The sequence below is a fragment of the uncultured Erythrobacter sp. genome, from assembly GCF_947502395.1.
In the GTDB taxonomy this organism is placed as follows: Bacteria; Pseudomonadota; Alphaproteobacteria; order Sphingomonadales; family Sphingomonadaceae; genus Erythrobacter.
This window is the reverse complement of the sequence record NZ_CANMZM010000002.1, coordinates 665,450-679,351: the sequence shown is the minus strand read 5'-3', so window position 1 is coordinate 679,351 and position 13,902 is coordinate 665,450. Positions and strand designations below refer to the sequence as shown.

Genomic DNA, 13,902 nt, shown 5'->3' with positions numbered 1-13,902 from the left:
TTTTGGCAAAGGCTGAAAGCGAAGACACCCCAATCCAACTTCGCACTTTAATCGTCGACGATGAGCCTTTGGCAGTTGAGCGCATCCAGGTGATTTGCGCTGAACTGCCCGCAATCAACGTGGTTGGCACCGCAAGCGATGGTGCAGCGGCTTTGCGCCTTTCTGAAAAGCTTGAGCCGGATTTGGTGTTGCTCGATATGACCATGCCAGAGCTTGATGGGCTAGGTGTGGCGCGCAAGTTTGCCGAGGATGACAATCCTCCTGCTGTGATCTTTGTAACCGCACACGATCATTTTGCGGTGGAGGCCTTCGATCTCGAAGCCATCGACTATGTTCTGAAGCCTGTCTCTTCCGAACGGCTCGACCGAGCGATTGAGCGAGCGGTGGCGAGGAAAGGCGAACGCAAGGCGTCACCGAGCAAATGGCTCGATGAATTGTGGGTCCCCCACCGTTCTGAGCTGCTGCGGATTGCTGTAAGCGAAGTGCATCAAATCGACGCGGAGCGAGATTATGTCCGGCTTCACGTGGGCGATCCGGAGGAAAGCGCGGAAGCGAGGCGTTCTTACCTCTTGCTCCAGACGATTGCTGGTCTTGAAGAGCGGCTCGACCCGGAACAGTTCATTCGTATCCACCGCTCAACGATTTTGCGCCGCGATAACATACGCGGACTGCGGCACGATGGCCTGGGGGTATGGTCAGCGGAATTGCAAAATGGTGACGCATTGCGGATAGGCCGGACCTACCTTTCCAAAGTGAAAGCAATGGCGGGTCGTTAAAATAGCTGTCACCTCTGCGGAAAGAAGCGGCCCGAACCCCGGGACTGAATAGGGTTCGAGCCGCAAAGTCTGCGCTTCGGGGAGCGCAGGAATGGGACGCTGGGGTTAACCGCCGCGTCGTTGATCAGCCATAACGGCTGCCATTTGCTTCTTCGCGCTGGCGCGGGCATTGGCGAGGCAAGCATCCAGATGCGGTGAACGGATGCGAGTGCCAGAGCGCCTTTCGTGACTGCGGCACACGCTGCGAGCGGCAGATTCAAGGCGCGTTTCAAGGCGGGCTTGGCCTTGCGGTGTATTTAGGTTGAGATCAGCGTAGCTAACGTCTTTGGTGGGCAAATCAGAGCTGGATGCCAGAGCGGGGCTGGCGGTGAATGCGAGCGCAAGGGTGGCGGACGCGATTGCAAGGGTCTTCATATCTACTCTCCATCAGGCAGCGACGGCGGAGTTCGAAAGGGGCCGAACCGGGGATGCCAACCGTCTCGCTGTGATCCTTAAGTAGCAAATGGGTCTTGGCACGTCATTTGGTGCTCGACGAAACCATCTGTAGTCGTCGATTGGCGGCATCAGAAATGACGGAATGCGCTGTTTGTTGGACAAACGGCATATTTCAATGGACGAGCGTATGCGCCATACTGGCATTTGTGATTGTTGGCCTTTCCATAACCTTCCTGCTGGGAATCGGGAACTTTGCCCTGCACAGCGCGGTGCTCAAGAGCGGGCACCCTCTGCTTCAGCAAATGTCAGGTTTCATTCACCTTTTAGGAGGGCGATTGTCTCTCGTGGCGGAGTTCCTTGTTCTTGTTGTCGCGATGCTTTTGGTAGCCAATGGGTGGGGCGCACTGGCTTGGGTCTACGCTGGATACAGCACACTCAATGGCATTTCAGCGTGGCTGATCCTTTCGCGGAAGATATGATTCTCTGGTCTTCTCGCCCTAATTGCGTCAATCCCAGCTTGCATTGGAGCGGTGATCGCGCTTGGGCCGTTAGGCCATGACGACGCGCTTGTTTCATATCAGTGACGTGCACTTTGGGGTTGAAGACCGCGCCGCGCTTGAGAGTGTGGCAAAGGCTGTGCACGAAGAATGTCCCGATGCTCTTGTGTGCACGGGCGACCTGACGCAGCGCGCAACGAAAAAGCAGTACAAGGCTGCAGCCGATTGGTTTGCTCAGTTCGATGTGCCGATCTGGATTGATCCGGGCAATCACGACATGCCCTATTACAATCTGTGGGAACGCTTCACCTCGCCCTACGCGCGCTACAACGCTTTGCGTCAGGCAGTGGCGGTCGATCACTTCGAAACCGACGATGTGGTGCTTTTACCGCTGAAGACGACAGTGCGATCGCAAAACCGCTGGCCGTGGTCAGATGGCTATGTCACTCCGAGCTCACAAGCCCGCACCGAGGCTACGCTCAAGGAATATGACGGCGATCCGCGACATCTGATTGTGACCGCGCATCACCCACTGCATGGCCCCAAGATCCACGGACCAAGCGACACGATCTATGGAAATGAGGCTATCGCTGCTCTCGCGCAAGGTGGGATGAATGCGGTGCTCACTGGCCATATACATAGGCCATTTGACGAGCATCGCTCAGGCACGGGTTGGAGTACCCACGTGATCGGAGCTGGCACGCTTTCCACCCGGCTTCGCGGGGGAAATCCGCCGTCTTATAATGTGCTTACCTGTGTGAAGGGCAAAGGGATCGCCGTAGAAGTTCGGGAGTTTCCCCTGAGCTGACATTAACCTCGCGCTCACCAATTTTAACCGTCATTGGAGATTCGTACTTAACACCTTCCTACCGATAATGCGGTAGGTCTTAGGTTATTGGTTTTGCTGGCAAGCGAACACCCGATGGAGTGCGAGCAATGGAAATGTTGAAGGCGATGGGCGCAAGCGCGCTGTTGACCGCCTGCGTGGCTCTGGTGATCGGTTCTCAGGGCACGACGGGGGGAGCCCTCGCGATCTATGCCATCAGTCACGAGGGATTTCGCTTCTTCTGGTCGTGGCCCCTGTTCTTCTGCGGAAGCGGGCTGGGCTGGGGCTTGATGCTGCTCCAGCGTTAAGTGCCTTGATCCAAGATGAAAAAAAGGCGGCCCCGGTTGGGAGCCGCCTTTTTTGTCAGCCAGTGATGGCCGTATGCGAAACTTAACGCTTCGAGAACTGGAAGCTACGACGTGCTTTCGCGCGGCCGTATTTCTTACGCTCGACCACACGGCTGTCGCGCGTGAGGAAGCCAGCAGCTTTCACAGTGCTGCGCAGCTCTGGCTCATACTTGGAAAGAGCTTGGCTGATGCCGTGCTTCACCGCGCCAGCTTGACCAGAAAGGCCGCCGCCTTTGACGGTCGCGACAACATCGTACTGACCTTCGCGCTCAGTGATGGCGAAAGGCTGATTGATGATGAGGCGCAGCGTTGGACGTGCGAAGTATACTTCTTGGTCCTTGCCGTTGACGGTGACTTTGCCGGTGCCTGGCTTCAACCAAACGCGTGAGGTTGCGTCCTTACGACGACCGGTTGCGTAGGCGCGGCCTTGTGCGTCGAGCTCTTGCTCACGCAGAGGCGCGGCTGGGTTGTTCGCAGTGGTTTGGGCGATTTCGGCAGCGTCAGCAGCAGGCGCATCAGCAGCGATGTCTTTGAGATCTGCGAGATCGGAGACGGTGTTGTTTGAGCCAGTGTCTTCCTGAGCCATTATGCGGAGACCTTATTCTTGCGGTTCATCGAAGCAACATCGAGCACAGTCGGCTTTTGGCCGTCATGCGGGTGCTCGGTGCCAGCGTAGAGGTGCAGCGCGCGCATTTGATCGCGGCCCAGTGGACCGCGTGGAATCATGCGCTCAACAGCCTTCTCAATCACACGCTCAGGAAAACGGCCTTCGAGAATCTTCTCAGGCGTGGTTTCCTTGATACCACCGGGGTGACCGGTGTGCTTGTAATAAATCTTGTCGGTGTTTTTCTTGCCGGTGAATTTCACCTTGCCGGCATTGATGATAATCACGTGATCACCGCAATCGACATGCGGGGTGTAGCTCGGCTTGTGCTTACCGCGCAGGATATTGGCAACGATCGAAGCGAGGCGACCGACCACAAGGCCGTCGGCATCGATGATGTGCCATTTCTTCTCGACCTCTGCCGGTTTCACCGACGCGGTCTGTTTGCTGAGAGCCTTCATGGCTGATGCATCCTTAAAACAAGGGTTTATCGAAAACTAATTGTGATGCGCGAATACGAATCACGGGTGTGTACAGGTCTCCCTGTCCAACGAAGTTGGGCGCATTTGTCGCTTTGGGTCCTTTAAGTCAAGCAAATCCGGGGGTTTCAAAGGCGGTAAAATAATACCACATGGTACAGGAGCTAGCTCAGGGAACCGATCAACCACTCCAAGGTCTGTGGAGATGTCTCATCAACTAACCACCCGACGATGGCCGGTGTTTCATAGGGATGAAGCTCTTCAAGGCGCTTGGTGAGGGGCTCTAAATGCTCGGCGGTGGTCTTATAGAGCACAGCGCTCTCAGTCTCGCTCGAAACCACACCCTTCCATGTGAAGACCGACTCAACGGTGGGAAGGATATTGGCGCAGGCGATCCGCTTCTCTTCGAGCAATGTCCCAGCCACCACGCGGGCGGTCCCAGCATCTGGGAAGAGGCACCAGACCAAAGCGGCTTTCACCTTGTTGCTCATGCCCTTGCCTTGCCGTCGGAGTGCATCGCCCAGGCGACGCTCGCTACAAGCAGGGCCCCGGTGAACTGGTGCGCAGCGGCGACCCACAATTCGACCTGGGTCATGACTGTGGCGATTCCGAGGATCACCATAAAGCCAAAGGCGCTGTGCACTGCAATCGAAGCGGCACGATCGCTCTTTCGCACGCGGCGGGCGAGATAGATGAGCGCAGCAACGGCTACCCATGCCCACCAGCGGTGGAGAAAGTGCAGTAGGAAGGGGTCATTGGTGAGCGTCGCGATGACGCCGCTTGAGAAGTCGACTTCTGGGATGAAACGCCCGTTCATAAGCGGCCAGTCATATGCGGCATGGCCTGCATTAAGCCCGGCGACCCATGCGCCAAGAAGCAGTTGGATAAACAGCACGCCTGCTACAATTGCAGACGATTTAGTGAGCTTTGCCGGCGCTGCGCCAGCATTGCCTGCCTGATTCCGCAGATCCTTTGCGGTCCACACCAGCCCGCCAAGTAGGAACAGCGCGGTCAACAAATGCGCAGACAGGCGGAAATGGCTGACATCGGTGAGGTCGGTGCCAACGCCAGAATTCACCATATACCAACCAAGTGCGCCTTGGCCGCAGATCAGCGCAAACAGTGCGAGGAGGCGCGGTTTATAGCCCTGAGGAACGGCTTGTTTCGCCCAGAACCAAACCATGGGAAGCAGGAATGCCAGCCCAATCACCCGGCCCAGGATTCGGTGGAACCACTCCCAGAAATATATGAACTTGAACTTGTCCAAATCCATGCCTGCTGGGCCGCTTTCGAACTTGTACTCGCCCGTCTGCTGGTAGAGTGCATATTCCGCCTGCCATGCTGCATCAGTGAGCGGGGGCAGGATGCCAGTTACAACGCTCCAGTGCGTTATCGAGAGGCCGCTTTCAGTGAGCCGAGTGATGCCGCCCACCAGCACAATCAGAACAACCAGGCACGCCACAGCGTCGAGCCACCGGGCAAGCGCAAGCGGCCGCGCACCGGCATCGGGCGCAGTTTCGGCGTTTGATAGGGGGGCGGTGGTGGCCATTACGCGAGCGTAAATGTGCGCGCTGTGCCTCGCAAGCAAGTGCAATTACGGAAAAGTGCACCGCATCTCATGCAAACCCCGACCGTACGCAGCACTTGCGCCGCTTCGTCAGCCCTCTATTTGATGAGCCATGAGCGACACCATCTCCATCACCCTCAACGGCGAAGCCCGCCAGACTTCTGCCCCCACGATTGCAGCGCTTGTTCGCGAGCTCGATCTAGCGCCCGAGAAGGTCGCGGTGGAGCGCAACCGCGAGATAGTCCCGCGCTCAACACTTGAGGATGCGACCCTCGGTGAAGGTGACACGCTTGAGATTGTCCACTTTGTCGGCGGGGGCGATCACGAGGACACTTGGTCTGTTGCAGGCCACACCTTCACCTCCCGCCTGATCGTGGGCACCGGCAAGTACAAAGACTTTGAACAAAATGCCGCCGCCGTTGAGGCAAGCGGTGCCGAAATCGTCACAGTGGCCGTGCGTCGCGTCAACGTGACCGATCCCAAAGCGCCTATGCTCACCGATTTTATCGATCCTAAGAAGATCACTTACCTCCCGAACACCGCCGGGTGCTTCAATGCAGACGATGCTATTCGCACATTGCGTTTAGCGCGTGAGGCTGGGGGCTGGGACCTTGTGAAGCTCGAAGTATTGGGTGAAGCGCGCACGCTCTATCCCAATATGAAAGAAACGCTCGAGGCGACCGAAGTGCTTGCGAAAGAGGGTTTCAAGCCGATGGTTTACTGCGTCGATGATCCTATTGCGGCTAAGCAATTGGAAGACGCAGGTGCGGTCGCGATCATGCCATTGGGCGCGCCGATTGGCTCCGGCCTTGGTATTCAAAACCAAGTCACCATTCGCCTGATCGTTGAAGGGGCCTCGGTTCCTGTCCTAGTCGACGCAGGCGTGGGCACTGCGTCCGATGCTGCGGTGGGCATGGAGCTTGGCTGTGATGGCATCTTGATGAACACCGCCATTGCCGAGGCGAAAGACCCCATCCGCATGGCCCGCGCGATGAAGTTGGCGGTCGAATGTGGGCGCGAAGCGTATCTCGCTGGCCGTATGGGACGGCGCAAATATGCAGACCCCTCTAGCCCGCTTGCTGGGCTTATCTGAGCACCTTCAATTCTAAGCAATTTGTAAATTAGTCGCTCTGGTTACTACGTATTAACCATGTGTGGGCAAACCCGTCTTCTGAAGTCAGGAGACGATGAATGACACTTGCCAGCACCTCTACCTTGACCATTGGCGAAATGCGCGAATTCGCGGGATTCACTCCGGGCGAGCAGCGCTACATCAAGCGGAGCCTCGATATCGGCCTCTCGCGCTGTGATGCGTTTCGCCTGTGGGGACGCACTGAGGATGAGAATGTCGCGATCCGCCGGCAATATGTCGCCTATCAGGATCTGCGCTCCTTGCGCGATCTGGTACCACAAGAAGGTGGCATCGGCGAGATTGAACGTTTTGTTAGCAAGTGCATTCGCATCGCAGCCTTTGACCTTGGCCAAGAGCGGATCGAAAGTTTCTCCGCCTTCCGTTTCCTTTATGAGCGGCTCTTGGGTGCCGAAGTAAGGCCCTATCTGCCTAGCGTATTCTGTGCCGCAGCAGCCCTGCCGATCATCCGCCCAGACCACCGCAAAGTCCTATTGCAGTCCTTGAGCGAAGCCGCAGCCACCGCGCCAGCTTGGTCAGAGCGTCAGCCGAACTTTCTACCCGAGTATGTCGAGGACGTTGAAGCAGCCTGAATGGCGCTTTTGAGCAGAACCACAATTACCCACTCGCCAAAGTGCTTGCCACACTGACGCCAGATCAGTAATTCGGCGTCAACGAGGTAATTGCTGTGGTACCGGAATCCCGAAATTCCGTTTGGAACGGAGCAGTTTCGCATTGTCGGAAACCGGGGCACCTTGTCAGAAATGCGCTGTTCGCGTTGTTTGTTCTGCTGATTCATACGCCGGCTCCAGCAACGGCCCAGAGCTGTTCTGAGTGGATTGGCTCAATTCCTGTTGGCGATGCAGACTCTTCTCTTGCCTCGGCCAGTTGCCTTTCAGAAATCGAAGTCGCGGAAGATGATGTGTCAAGCGCACTGCTTGAACAATATCTGCTTTCCGATGGCCAGTTTCTGGATCCGACTGCACTTGGCCCACTTGCAGAACGTCGTACCGGCCCAACTGCGCTGAGACTTCGTGCCATCGAGGCGCAATATGCGCGGCGCCCAGACGTCGATCTTTCTTATGATGAGATCGCACAATTCTCTGATCAGGCGGCAGAAAGCAACGATGATGCAGCGCAAGTGGCACTGGATTTCGGTCTCAGCACGCTCGCGCTCATGAAAGGCGACATGGACGATATGAGCGCCCGCGCCCGGTCGGCACTTGATCTGGCGGAAGCCGGTGGGATGGACCGCCTGTTGCCGAAAGTGATCAATAGCCTCGCCGTCAGCGCCACTTTGCAAGGCGACTATAAGCGCGCGATCGACCTGTATGATGGCGCAATCACAGCCGCGCAGAAAATCGGCGATGATTATAGAGTCGCCAATGCAACCGCCAACATTGGAAATATCTTCTCCGATCTGGGCGATGGCGAAGCCGCTCTCAAATATTACGACCGAGCATTGCAGCTCGCAGAAAATGTGAAAGTGGATGACCCCATCTTAACGGCTGGGCTGCTGACCAATATTGGTTCGATTCACACGATCGAAGGGCGGCATGAAAAGGCGTTGGAAATCTATGAGCGCGCTACGCCGATCGTGAGCAAGGCCTCTCGCCGCGATCTTGATGGTCTCCTTCATTTCTTCCAGGCGCAGTCTCTTGAGGCACTGGGGCAGACGGATGACGCCATTGCAATGGCCGAACGTTCAATTGAAGAATCGTTGACATATCGTGATCCGGTTGAGGCTGCGACTGCGCTCAATTGGCTCGCGGCGCGATATTTGGAGCAAGGCGATCCCGAGAAAGCGGCCGAAACACTTCAACGGGGACGCGATATCGTTGATCCGGGGGGTGTGGGCGCCGATGGTCTACGGGCCCGCAATGACAATATTTTCTGGACGCTTGAGTACGCTCGAACCGTGGCCCGTGTTTTGTCGACTTTGGGTCGTCGTGAAGAGGCATTGACCTATGCGATTGTCGCGCTGGATCTGAGTGAAGACCGGTTTGAAGCAGAGAAGACCAAGGCTGCTGCCAATGCGGATCTGTTGTTTGATTTGAAACAGCGCGATGATGAGTTGACGCAAGCACGTCAATCAACCCAGATCGCTGAACTCTCGTTGAGCCGATCGCGAACATTCCTCATCGCTGCCATACTCATTGTCTTGCTCATAGGGTTGGTCGCCACAGTGCTTTGGCGGTTGTATCGATCACAGCGTGAACTCACTCGAACGCGCGAAACCTATCTCGCGGAAATGCACCACAGAATTAAGAACAATCTTCAGGTGTTGGTTAGTCTGCTTTCAATTGAGGCCCGCAGCAAGCGTCATGGAGAGAGTGGTGAAGTCCCGACCAATGCAGTCAACCGGGCTCGCACGATGGCGATGGTGCATGACAGGCTCTATGGATTGGAACCCACCACATCGATCGAAGCTCCAGCATTCATAGACGACCTCCTCGCGCTGTTACGCGGGAGCATCGGGCGCGATGATATCGAGTTAAAGGCTGACATTGGCATGATGACGCTGGAGGGCGATACGATGACGCCTTTGGGTTTGATAATTTGCGAAGCTGTTACCAACGCCTACAAACACGCATTCCCAGACCAAGGCGGGCAGATTGCAGTTGCACTCAAGCAGCACGAAGGTGAGATCAGTATTGAGATTTGCGACGACGGAGTTGGATTGCCCGATCCGTCGGAGCCGCCGCAGGGCACCGGAGGTATTGGCGTTGAGCTGATGGACGACCTTGCCACGCAACTGGGGGGTAAGCTTGTCCGCGAACGCATTGACGGGCATACCTGCATAAAGGTTTGCGAAATCAAGCCGACAACGCCCGTCGGATCGGCAACCTTGTTCAGCTTTTAGTTTGAGTTCCCGTTAGTATATTTGAAATTCAGCTGCTGCTTGGGGTCGAAGTCCGCCCCTACCTGCCAAGTATACTCTGCGCAGCAGCGGCCATGCCGATCATCCGCCCGGATCACCGCAAGGTTCTGTTGCAGAGTTTGAGCGAAGCCGCCGCGACAGCACCTGCATGGTCAGAGCGTCAGCCGAGCTTCCTGCTGGAATATGTAGAGGATGTTGAGGCGGCTTGAGACCGTGTTGCTCTTTGTTCAGGGCACATGTACTGATTGCAATTCTAGAAGTCTGGTCGCCTGGTCAAACTTGGCATGCAGGACCAAGTCGCTCACTTGCTCGCTCCTTGTGGTCAGGTCGATAAGGAACTGCCATCCATCAAAAGTGCGCGCATAAATTGATTGATCCCAGACTTTGGGATCGAGCTCAACAATGATGTCACCGTAGGAAGCAACGCAATATTCAAAGTGCTTGGCCGTTTCCTCGTCTATGGGTGCCACAAAATCAATTGTGGACTCCTTTAGTTGAAAATCGCCTGCGGAAAATGCCCGGACGATATCTTCGAATACGCTTCGCCAAGTCGCCGGGACTAGGTGTTCTCCGTCGTCACTAGCGAGGTCGCTCAGTTCCATTTGTCCACGCTCGCATTCGGGATCCTACCGCCGATACATCCCATCGATCCGCTCTTGATAGCGATCCCGTATCTTATGCCGCCGGATCTTCATGCTCGGGGTCATTTCTTCGTTCTCGATGGTGAAGGCTTCATCGGCAAAGGCGAAGCTCTTGACCTTTTCGACTACGGAGAGGTCCTTGTTCGTCCGATCCACTGCTGCGCGCACCGCATTCTTGAACGCGGGCAAGTCTTGCAGGGCGGCAAGGTCAAACTTTTCGTCATTGGCGCTTGCCCATTCTAATGCCCATTCGGCATCCGGTACGATTAGCCCGACGACATAGGGGCGGTTGTCGCCGCTTACCATGGCCTGAGCAATTTCAGGTTGCAGGGTCAGCATGCCCTCCACCTTTTGCGGGGCAACATTATCGCCCTTATCGTTGACGATCATGTCCTTCTTGCGGTCGGTGATCTTGATCCGGCCCGCCTCGTCAATCAGACCAATATCGCCTGTGTGCAGCCAGCCATCCTGGATGGTGCGCGCGGTCTCGGCATCATTGCGCCAATAGCCGTGCATGACGAGTTCGCCCGCGCACAGGATTTCGCCATCCTCGGCGATTTTGATCTCCACTGCGCGCATCGGCGGGCCAACCGTGTCCATCTTGAGCCCGACTTTGGGCCGGTTGCAGCTCATGATCGGCCCGGCTTCGGTCTGACCGTAGCCTTGCAGCATGGTGAGACCCATGGCTTCAAAGAAATTGCCGACTTCGGGGTTAAGCGGCGCTCCGCCCGACACCATAGCCTTCAATCGTCCGCCAAATTTCGCCCGGATTTTGGGGCGAAGCGTCTTCTCAACAAGCAAATCCATTGGACGGTCGCGCAGGCGTTTCTTGCCCTCGCGAGAATTTCCGCTGATTTTGAGCGCGGCCTCCATCATCATGTTGGCGACGCGGCCCTGTTTCTCGACCTGCTTCATGATCCGCGTGCGCAGAACTTCGAACAGGCGCGGGACCACCACCATGATCGTCGGCTGAGTCTCTTCAATGTTTGAGGCCAGCTTCTCCAGACCTTCGGCATAGTAGATCTCTGCCCCAACCCCGATCGGCAGATACTGCCCAGCGGAGTGCTCATAGGCGTGGCTCAGTGGCAAGAACGACAAAAATCGCTCTTCGGTGATTCCAAAGTCAGTCAGCAGGATCTCTGCCGCGCCAGAAATGTTGCACAGGATCGCGCCATGGTGCTGCATCACCCCGCGTGGGGCCCCGCCCGTGCCACTGGTGTAGATAAGGCAGGCGGTGTCATTGCGGCCAATATCCGCGATCCGCGAATCAACAGCGGCGCGCGCGGCAGCTGCGTCTCCGGCGATCATGTCCTCCCACTTATGATACTCAAAGCTGCTCGCCTGCTGGCGCTTGAGGTCGTCGATTCCGATCACGAAATCTGCGATTCCAGTGCGTCCGATGGCCCCGACGAGCGGTCCCAGCAGCTTCTCATTTGACACAATCACAGCGCGCGCACCGGAATTGTCGAGGATATGCGCATGGTCGCGTTCGGTGTTGGTGATGTAGGTGGGGACCGAAATGCACCCGGCGGCCATGATCGCGATGTCGGCGATGCACCATTCGGGCCGGTTTTCGGAAACCAAAGCGACCCGGTCTCCATCCTTCAGTCCAATCCGTCGCAGGCCCTCTGCCAGCAAGCACACGGTGTCAGCGACCTCGTTCCAGCTTTGGGTCGTCCATTCGCCGCCCGCCTTTCGACCCAAAAATGGCTTGTCGCCCTTCGCATTGGCACGCTTCAGGAAAAGCGCAACCAAGTTTTGCGCAGCGTCAATGTCCTGCAGGATAGGGTCGTCATTGGGATCGACGGCAGGCATCGCATAAGGGGCATTCACGGGTTTGGGCTCCTCAATCCGCCCGCCAATCGCCATTTCAAAGCTGGGCAAGCGGTCTTATTTTTGATCTCTCTGACTGTGAGTTAAGCGATGATCGCCGGGGCGGCAAGCCGCGCTTCGCTCGCTCAAGGCGCGTTGGCTGCATTTTCCTGATCGGCTTCGAGATCCGGCTCATAGGAGAGCAGGGGAGCAATACGCGGGTCTCCTGCCGCCTCCCAACCGCCATCGATCCGGCGCAGAGCATTGGTCTTGCCACGAGGTCCAATCACCCGGATTTGTTCGTGACCCAGTGCTTTGAGCTCATCGACCATATCGGCGACCACATTGCCCTCTTCGGTGAAGGCAACCGGGCCAAAAGACATGAAGAGTGGCAATGCGATCGCTTCCTCAGCGGTCATGCCGAAATCGATCACACCAATGATCGAACGAGCGACTTGAACCGGGATGGTCGGGCCCCCTGCCGCTCCGATCACCAACACAACCTCACCCTGGTCATCGAAGACGATCGTTGGTGCCATGGACGACCGCGGACGTTTCCCGCCCTCAACACGGTTCGCAACGGGTTTGCCGTCCATTTCGGGGTTGGTGCTGAAATCGGTGAGTTCATTGTTAAGATAGAAGCCACCCCAATGCAGGCCAGAGCCCCATGCGCCCTCAATCGTGGAAGTGTAGCTTACCGCATTGCCTTCAGCATCAACCACGGAAAAATGGGTGGTGCCGTTCTCCATCGGTTCATCGCCGTCAGCGCGGGCGAGGGGAGCCCCCGGAGGTGTGCCGGGCGTGACTTCTGCAAGCGCTTTGCCGGGATCAAGCAAGGAGCCGCGGCTGGCGATATACGCCGGATCAACCAGCCCTGCGACGGGAACCGAGACGAAGTCCTCATCCCCAATGTAGAGTTCGCGATCGGCATAAGCGAGGCGCTGGGAATCGAGGAAGAGGTGCCAAAACTCCGGGCTTTCAGGACCCATGGCTGCCACATCGAAACGCTCAAGCTGGCCCAGCATCTGTCCAACGGCTACGCCGCCTGAAGATGGCGGCCCCATGCCGCAGACGTTATAACTGCGGTAGCTAACGCAGACGGGATCGCGCTCTTTCGCTCGATAGCTCGACACATCGCTGGCAGTCAGGGCGCCATCTTGCGAGGTCTCTCCGGCGACATAGCCCGCAAATCCCTGTGCGCTCGCCTCATAAAAGGCTGAAATACCTTCGCTGGCTAGCCGCTCAAAAGTGTCGGCCAGCTCGGGCACTTTGACCGTTGCGCCTACGGGTAGGGCTTCGCCACTGGCTCCGTAGAAGATCGCACGTGCAGCTGCTGTTTTGCCGGCCCGGTCTTGCCGCCCGCTGAGCGAGGCATGAAGTCGGCGGTTCACCACAAAGCCATCGCGCGCCAGGGCAATGGCGGGTGCAAACAAGTCTGCCCATGGCAATTTGCCATAACGCTCATGCGCTTTGGCAGCGAGCGCGAGATTGCCGGGAACACCGACGCTAAGGCCTGAGATTACGCGGGTTTCGAAGGGAAGGCGCTTGCCCTCTTCGTCCAGAAAGCGGGTGGTCGTCGCTGCAGCAGGCGCTGTTTCTCGACCATCGAAGGTAACGAGATCACCATCGCCTGCGCGAACCATAAAGCCGCCCCCGCCAATGCCAGAGCTTTGCGGTTCGACCACGGTGAGGGCGAGCATGATTGCGATGGCGGCATCGGTGGCCGACCCACCTTTCGCCAAGATTGCTTCCCCCGCCGCCGTTGCGCGAGGATCAGCGCTGCTGACTGCGCCAGAGCTTGGTGCTTCAACTGGGGCGGGGGTGCTGTTGAGCTGGCTGGAATCAGCTGTGCATCCGGCGAGTATCAGCGCGGACGGTGCGAGAAGTGCGACGTATCTTAGCATGGAG

The 13,902-nt window shown here is 57.1% G+C and carries 16 protein-coding genes; 8 read left to right on the top strand and 8 right to left on the bottom strand.

Going from position 1 to position 13,902, the window contains the following annotated elements; genetic code table 11:
* Positions 1–2 precede the first annotated feature (2 nt).
* The gene (locus tag Q0778_RS09560; protein WP_298306544.1) at positions 3–776 is read left to right on the top strand and encodes a LytTR family DNA-binding domain-containing protein; all 774 of its coding nucleotides are present in this window, start codon (positions 3–5) and stop codon (positions 774–776) included.
* A 105-nt stretch (positions 777–881) separates the two neighbouring features.
* On the opposite strand, the gene Q0778_RS09555 is transcribed toward Q0778_RS09560, so the two are convergent.
* On the bottom strand, positions 882–1,190 hold the full coding sequence (locus Q0778_RS09555; protein ID WP_298306546.1) for a UrcA family protein: 309 nt from the start codon (positions 1,188–1,190) through the stop codon (positions 882–884).
* A gap of 365 nt (positions 1,191–1,555) precedes the next feature.
* Between Q0778_RS09555 and Q0778_RS09550 the strand changes: the two genes are divergently transcribed.
* From Q0778_RS09550 to Q0778_RS09540, 3 genes are all read left to right on the top strand, one after another.
* The gene (locus tag Q0778_RS09550) at positions 1,556–1,690 is read left to right on the top strand and encodes a hypothetical protein (protein WP_298335703.1); all 135 of its coding nucleotides are present in this window, start codon (positions 1,556–1,558) and stop codon (positions 1,688–1,690) included.
* Positions 1,691–1,766: 76 nt separating this feature from the next.
* Positions 1,767–2,516, top strand: a complete 750-nt coding sequence (locus tag Q0778_RS09545; protein ID WP_298306549.1) for a metallophosphoesterase — start codon at positions 1,767–1,769, stop codon at positions 2,514–2,516.
* A 128-nt stretch (positions 2,517–2,644) separates the two neighbouring features.
* Positions 2,645–2,842, top strand: coding sequence for a hypothetical protein (locus Q0778_RS09540; protein ID WP_298306554.1), 198 nt, complete (start codon positions 2,645–2,647; stop codon positions 2,840–2,842).
* A gap of 82 nt (positions 2,843–2,924) precedes the next feature.
* On the opposite strand, the gene rpsI is transcribed toward Q0778_RS09540, so the two are convergent.
* From rpsI to Q0778_RS09520, 4 genes are all read right to left on the bottom strand, one after another.
* Positions 2,925–3,467, bottom strand: coding sequence for a 30S ribosomal protein S9 (rpsI, locus tag Q0778_RS09535; RefSeq protein WP_298335701.1), 543 nt, complete (start codon positions 3,465–3,467; stop codon positions 2,925–2,927).
* Positions 3,467–3,946: a 50S ribosomal protein L13 gene (gene rplM / locus Q0778_RS09530; protein WP_298306561.1), complete on the bottom strand. Its 480-nt coding sequence runs from the start codon at positions 3,944–3,946 to the stop codon at positions 3,467–3,469. The genes rpsI and rplM overlap by 1 nt, the downstream gene beginning before the upstream one ends.
* Positions 3,947–4,128: 182 nt before the next feature.
* Positions 4,129–4,455 (bottom strand): divalent-cation tolerance protein CutA, encoded by a 327-nt coding sequence (gene cutA, locus Q0778_RS09525; protein WP_298335699.1) that lies wholly within the window; start codon positions 4,453–4,455, stop codon positions 4,129–4,131.
* On the bottom strand, positions 4,452–5,513 hold the full coding sequence (locus tag Q0778_RS09520) for a COX15/CtaA family protein (RefSeq protein ID WP_298335697.1): 1,062 nt from the start codon (positions 5,511–5,513) through the stop codon (positions 4,452–4,454). Before Q0778_RS09520 ends, cutA begins: the two co-directional genes overlap by 4 nt.
* A gap of 130 nt (positions 5,514–5,643) precedes the next feature.
* On the opposite strand from Q0778_RS09520, the gene thiS reads away from it, so the two are divergent.
* The 4 genes from thiS to Q0778_RS09500 all read left to right on the top strand — a co-directional run bounded on the left by thiS (position 5,644) and on the right by Q0778_RS09500 (position 9,750).
* A complete protein-coding gene (thiS, locus tag Q0778_RS09515) occupies positions 5,644–6,624 on the top strand; it encodes a sulfur carrier protein ThiS (RefSeq protein WP_298335695.1) in 981 nt (326 codons plus the stop codon).
* Between the two features lie 98 nt (positions 6,625–6,722).
* Positions 6,723–7,253, top strand: coding sequence for a hypothetical protein (locus Q0778_RS09510; protein ID WP_298306574.1), 531 nt, complete (start codon positions 6,723–6,725; stop codon positions 7,251–7,253).
* Positions 7,254–7,582: 329 nt separating this feature from the next.
* Entirely contained in the window at positions 7,583–9,523 is a 1,941-nt protein-coding gene (locus Q0778_RS09505; protein ID WP_298335693.1) for a tetratricopeptide repeat protein, read from the top strand.
* Between the two features lie 92 nt (positions 9,524–9,615).
* A complete protein-coding gene (locus Q0778_RS09500; RefSeq protein ID WP_366519535.1) occupies positions 9,616–9,750 on the top strand; it encodes a hypothetical protein in 135 nt (44 codons plus the stop codon).
* A gap of 18 nt (positions 9,751–9,768) precedes the next feature.
* Here the strand turns inward: Q0778_RS09500 and Q0778_RS09495 are convergent, their stop codons facing one another.
* From Q0778_RS09495 to ggt, 3 genes are all read right to left on the bottom strand, one after another.
* Positions 9,769–10,143 carry a hypothetical protein gene (locus Q0778_RS09495; protein WP_298335691.1) on the bottom strand — a complete coding sequence of 125 codons (375 nt, stop codon included), beginning with the start codon at positions 10,141–10,143 and terminating at the stop codon, positions 9,769–9,771.
* A gap of 24 nt (positions 10,144–10,167) precedes the next feature.
* On the bottom strand, positions 10,168–11,997 hold the full coding sequence (locus Q0778_RS09490) for a long-chain fatty acid--CoA ligase (protein WP_298336150.1): 1,830 nt from the start codon (positions 11,995–11,997) through the stop codon (positions 10,168–10,170).
* 143 nt (positions 11,998–12,140) lie between these two features.
* Positions 12,141–13,898 carry a gamma-glutamyltransferase gene (ggt, locus tag Q0778_RS09485; RefSeq protein ID WP_298335689.1) on the bottom strand — a complete coding sequence of 586 codons (1,758 nt, stop codon included), beginning with the start codon at positions 13,896–13,898 and terminating at the stop codon, positions 12,141–12,143.
* Between the last annotated feature and the right edge of the window lie 4 nt (positions 13,899–13,902).

Coding starts and splice junctions, on each gene's coding strand:
- thiS (WP_298335695.1), top strand. CDS start 5,644: ATGAGCGACACCATCTCCATCACCCTCAACGGCGAAGCCCGCCAGACT.
- Q0778_RS09555 (WP_298306546.1), bottom strand. CDS start 1,190: ATGAAGACCCTTGCAATCGCGTCCGCCACCCTTGCGCTCGCATTCACC.
- Q0778_RS09500 (WP_366519535.1), top strand. CDS start 9,616: ATGCCGATCATCCGCCCGGATCACCGCAAGGTTCTGTTGCAGAGTTTG.
- rplM (WP_298306561.1), bottom strand. CDS start 3,946: ATGAAGGCTCTCAGCAAACAGACCGCGTCGGTGAAACCGGCAGAGGTC.
- Q0778_RS09520 (WP_298335697.1), bottom strand. CDS start 5,513: ATGGCCACCACCGCCCCCCTATCAAACGCCGAAACTGCGCCCGATGCC.
- ggt (WP_298335689.1), bottom strand. CDS start 13,898: ATGCTAAGATACGTCGCACTTCTCGCACCGTCCGCGCTGATACTCGCC.
- rpsI (WP_298335701.1), bottom strand. CDS start 3,467: ATGGCTCAGGAAGACACTGGCTCAAACAACACCGTCTCCGATCTCGCA.
- Q0778_RS09540 (WP_298306554.1), top strand. CDS start 2,645: ATGGAAATGTTGAAGGCGATGGGCGCAAGCGCGCTGTTGACCGCCTGC.
- Q0778_RS09495 (WP_298335691.1), bottom strand. CDS start 10,143: ATGGAACTGAGCGACCTCGCTAGTGACGACGGAGAACACCTAGTCCCG.
- Q0778_RS09545 (WP_298306549.1), top strand. CDS start 1,767: ATGACGACGCGCTTGTTTCATATCAGTGACGTGCACTTTGGGGTTGAA.
- Q0778_RS09490 (WP_298336150.1), bottom strand. CDS start 11,997: ATGCCTGCCGTCGATCCCAATGACGACCCTATCCTGCAGGACATTGAC.
- Q0778_RS09510 (WP_298306574.1), top strand. CDS start 6,723: ATGACACTTGCCAGCACCTCTACCTTGACCATTGGCGAAATGCGCGAA.
- cutA (WP_298335699.1), bottom strand. CDS start 4,455: ATGAGCAACAAGGTGAAAGCCGCTTTGGTCTGGTGCCTCTTCCCAGAT.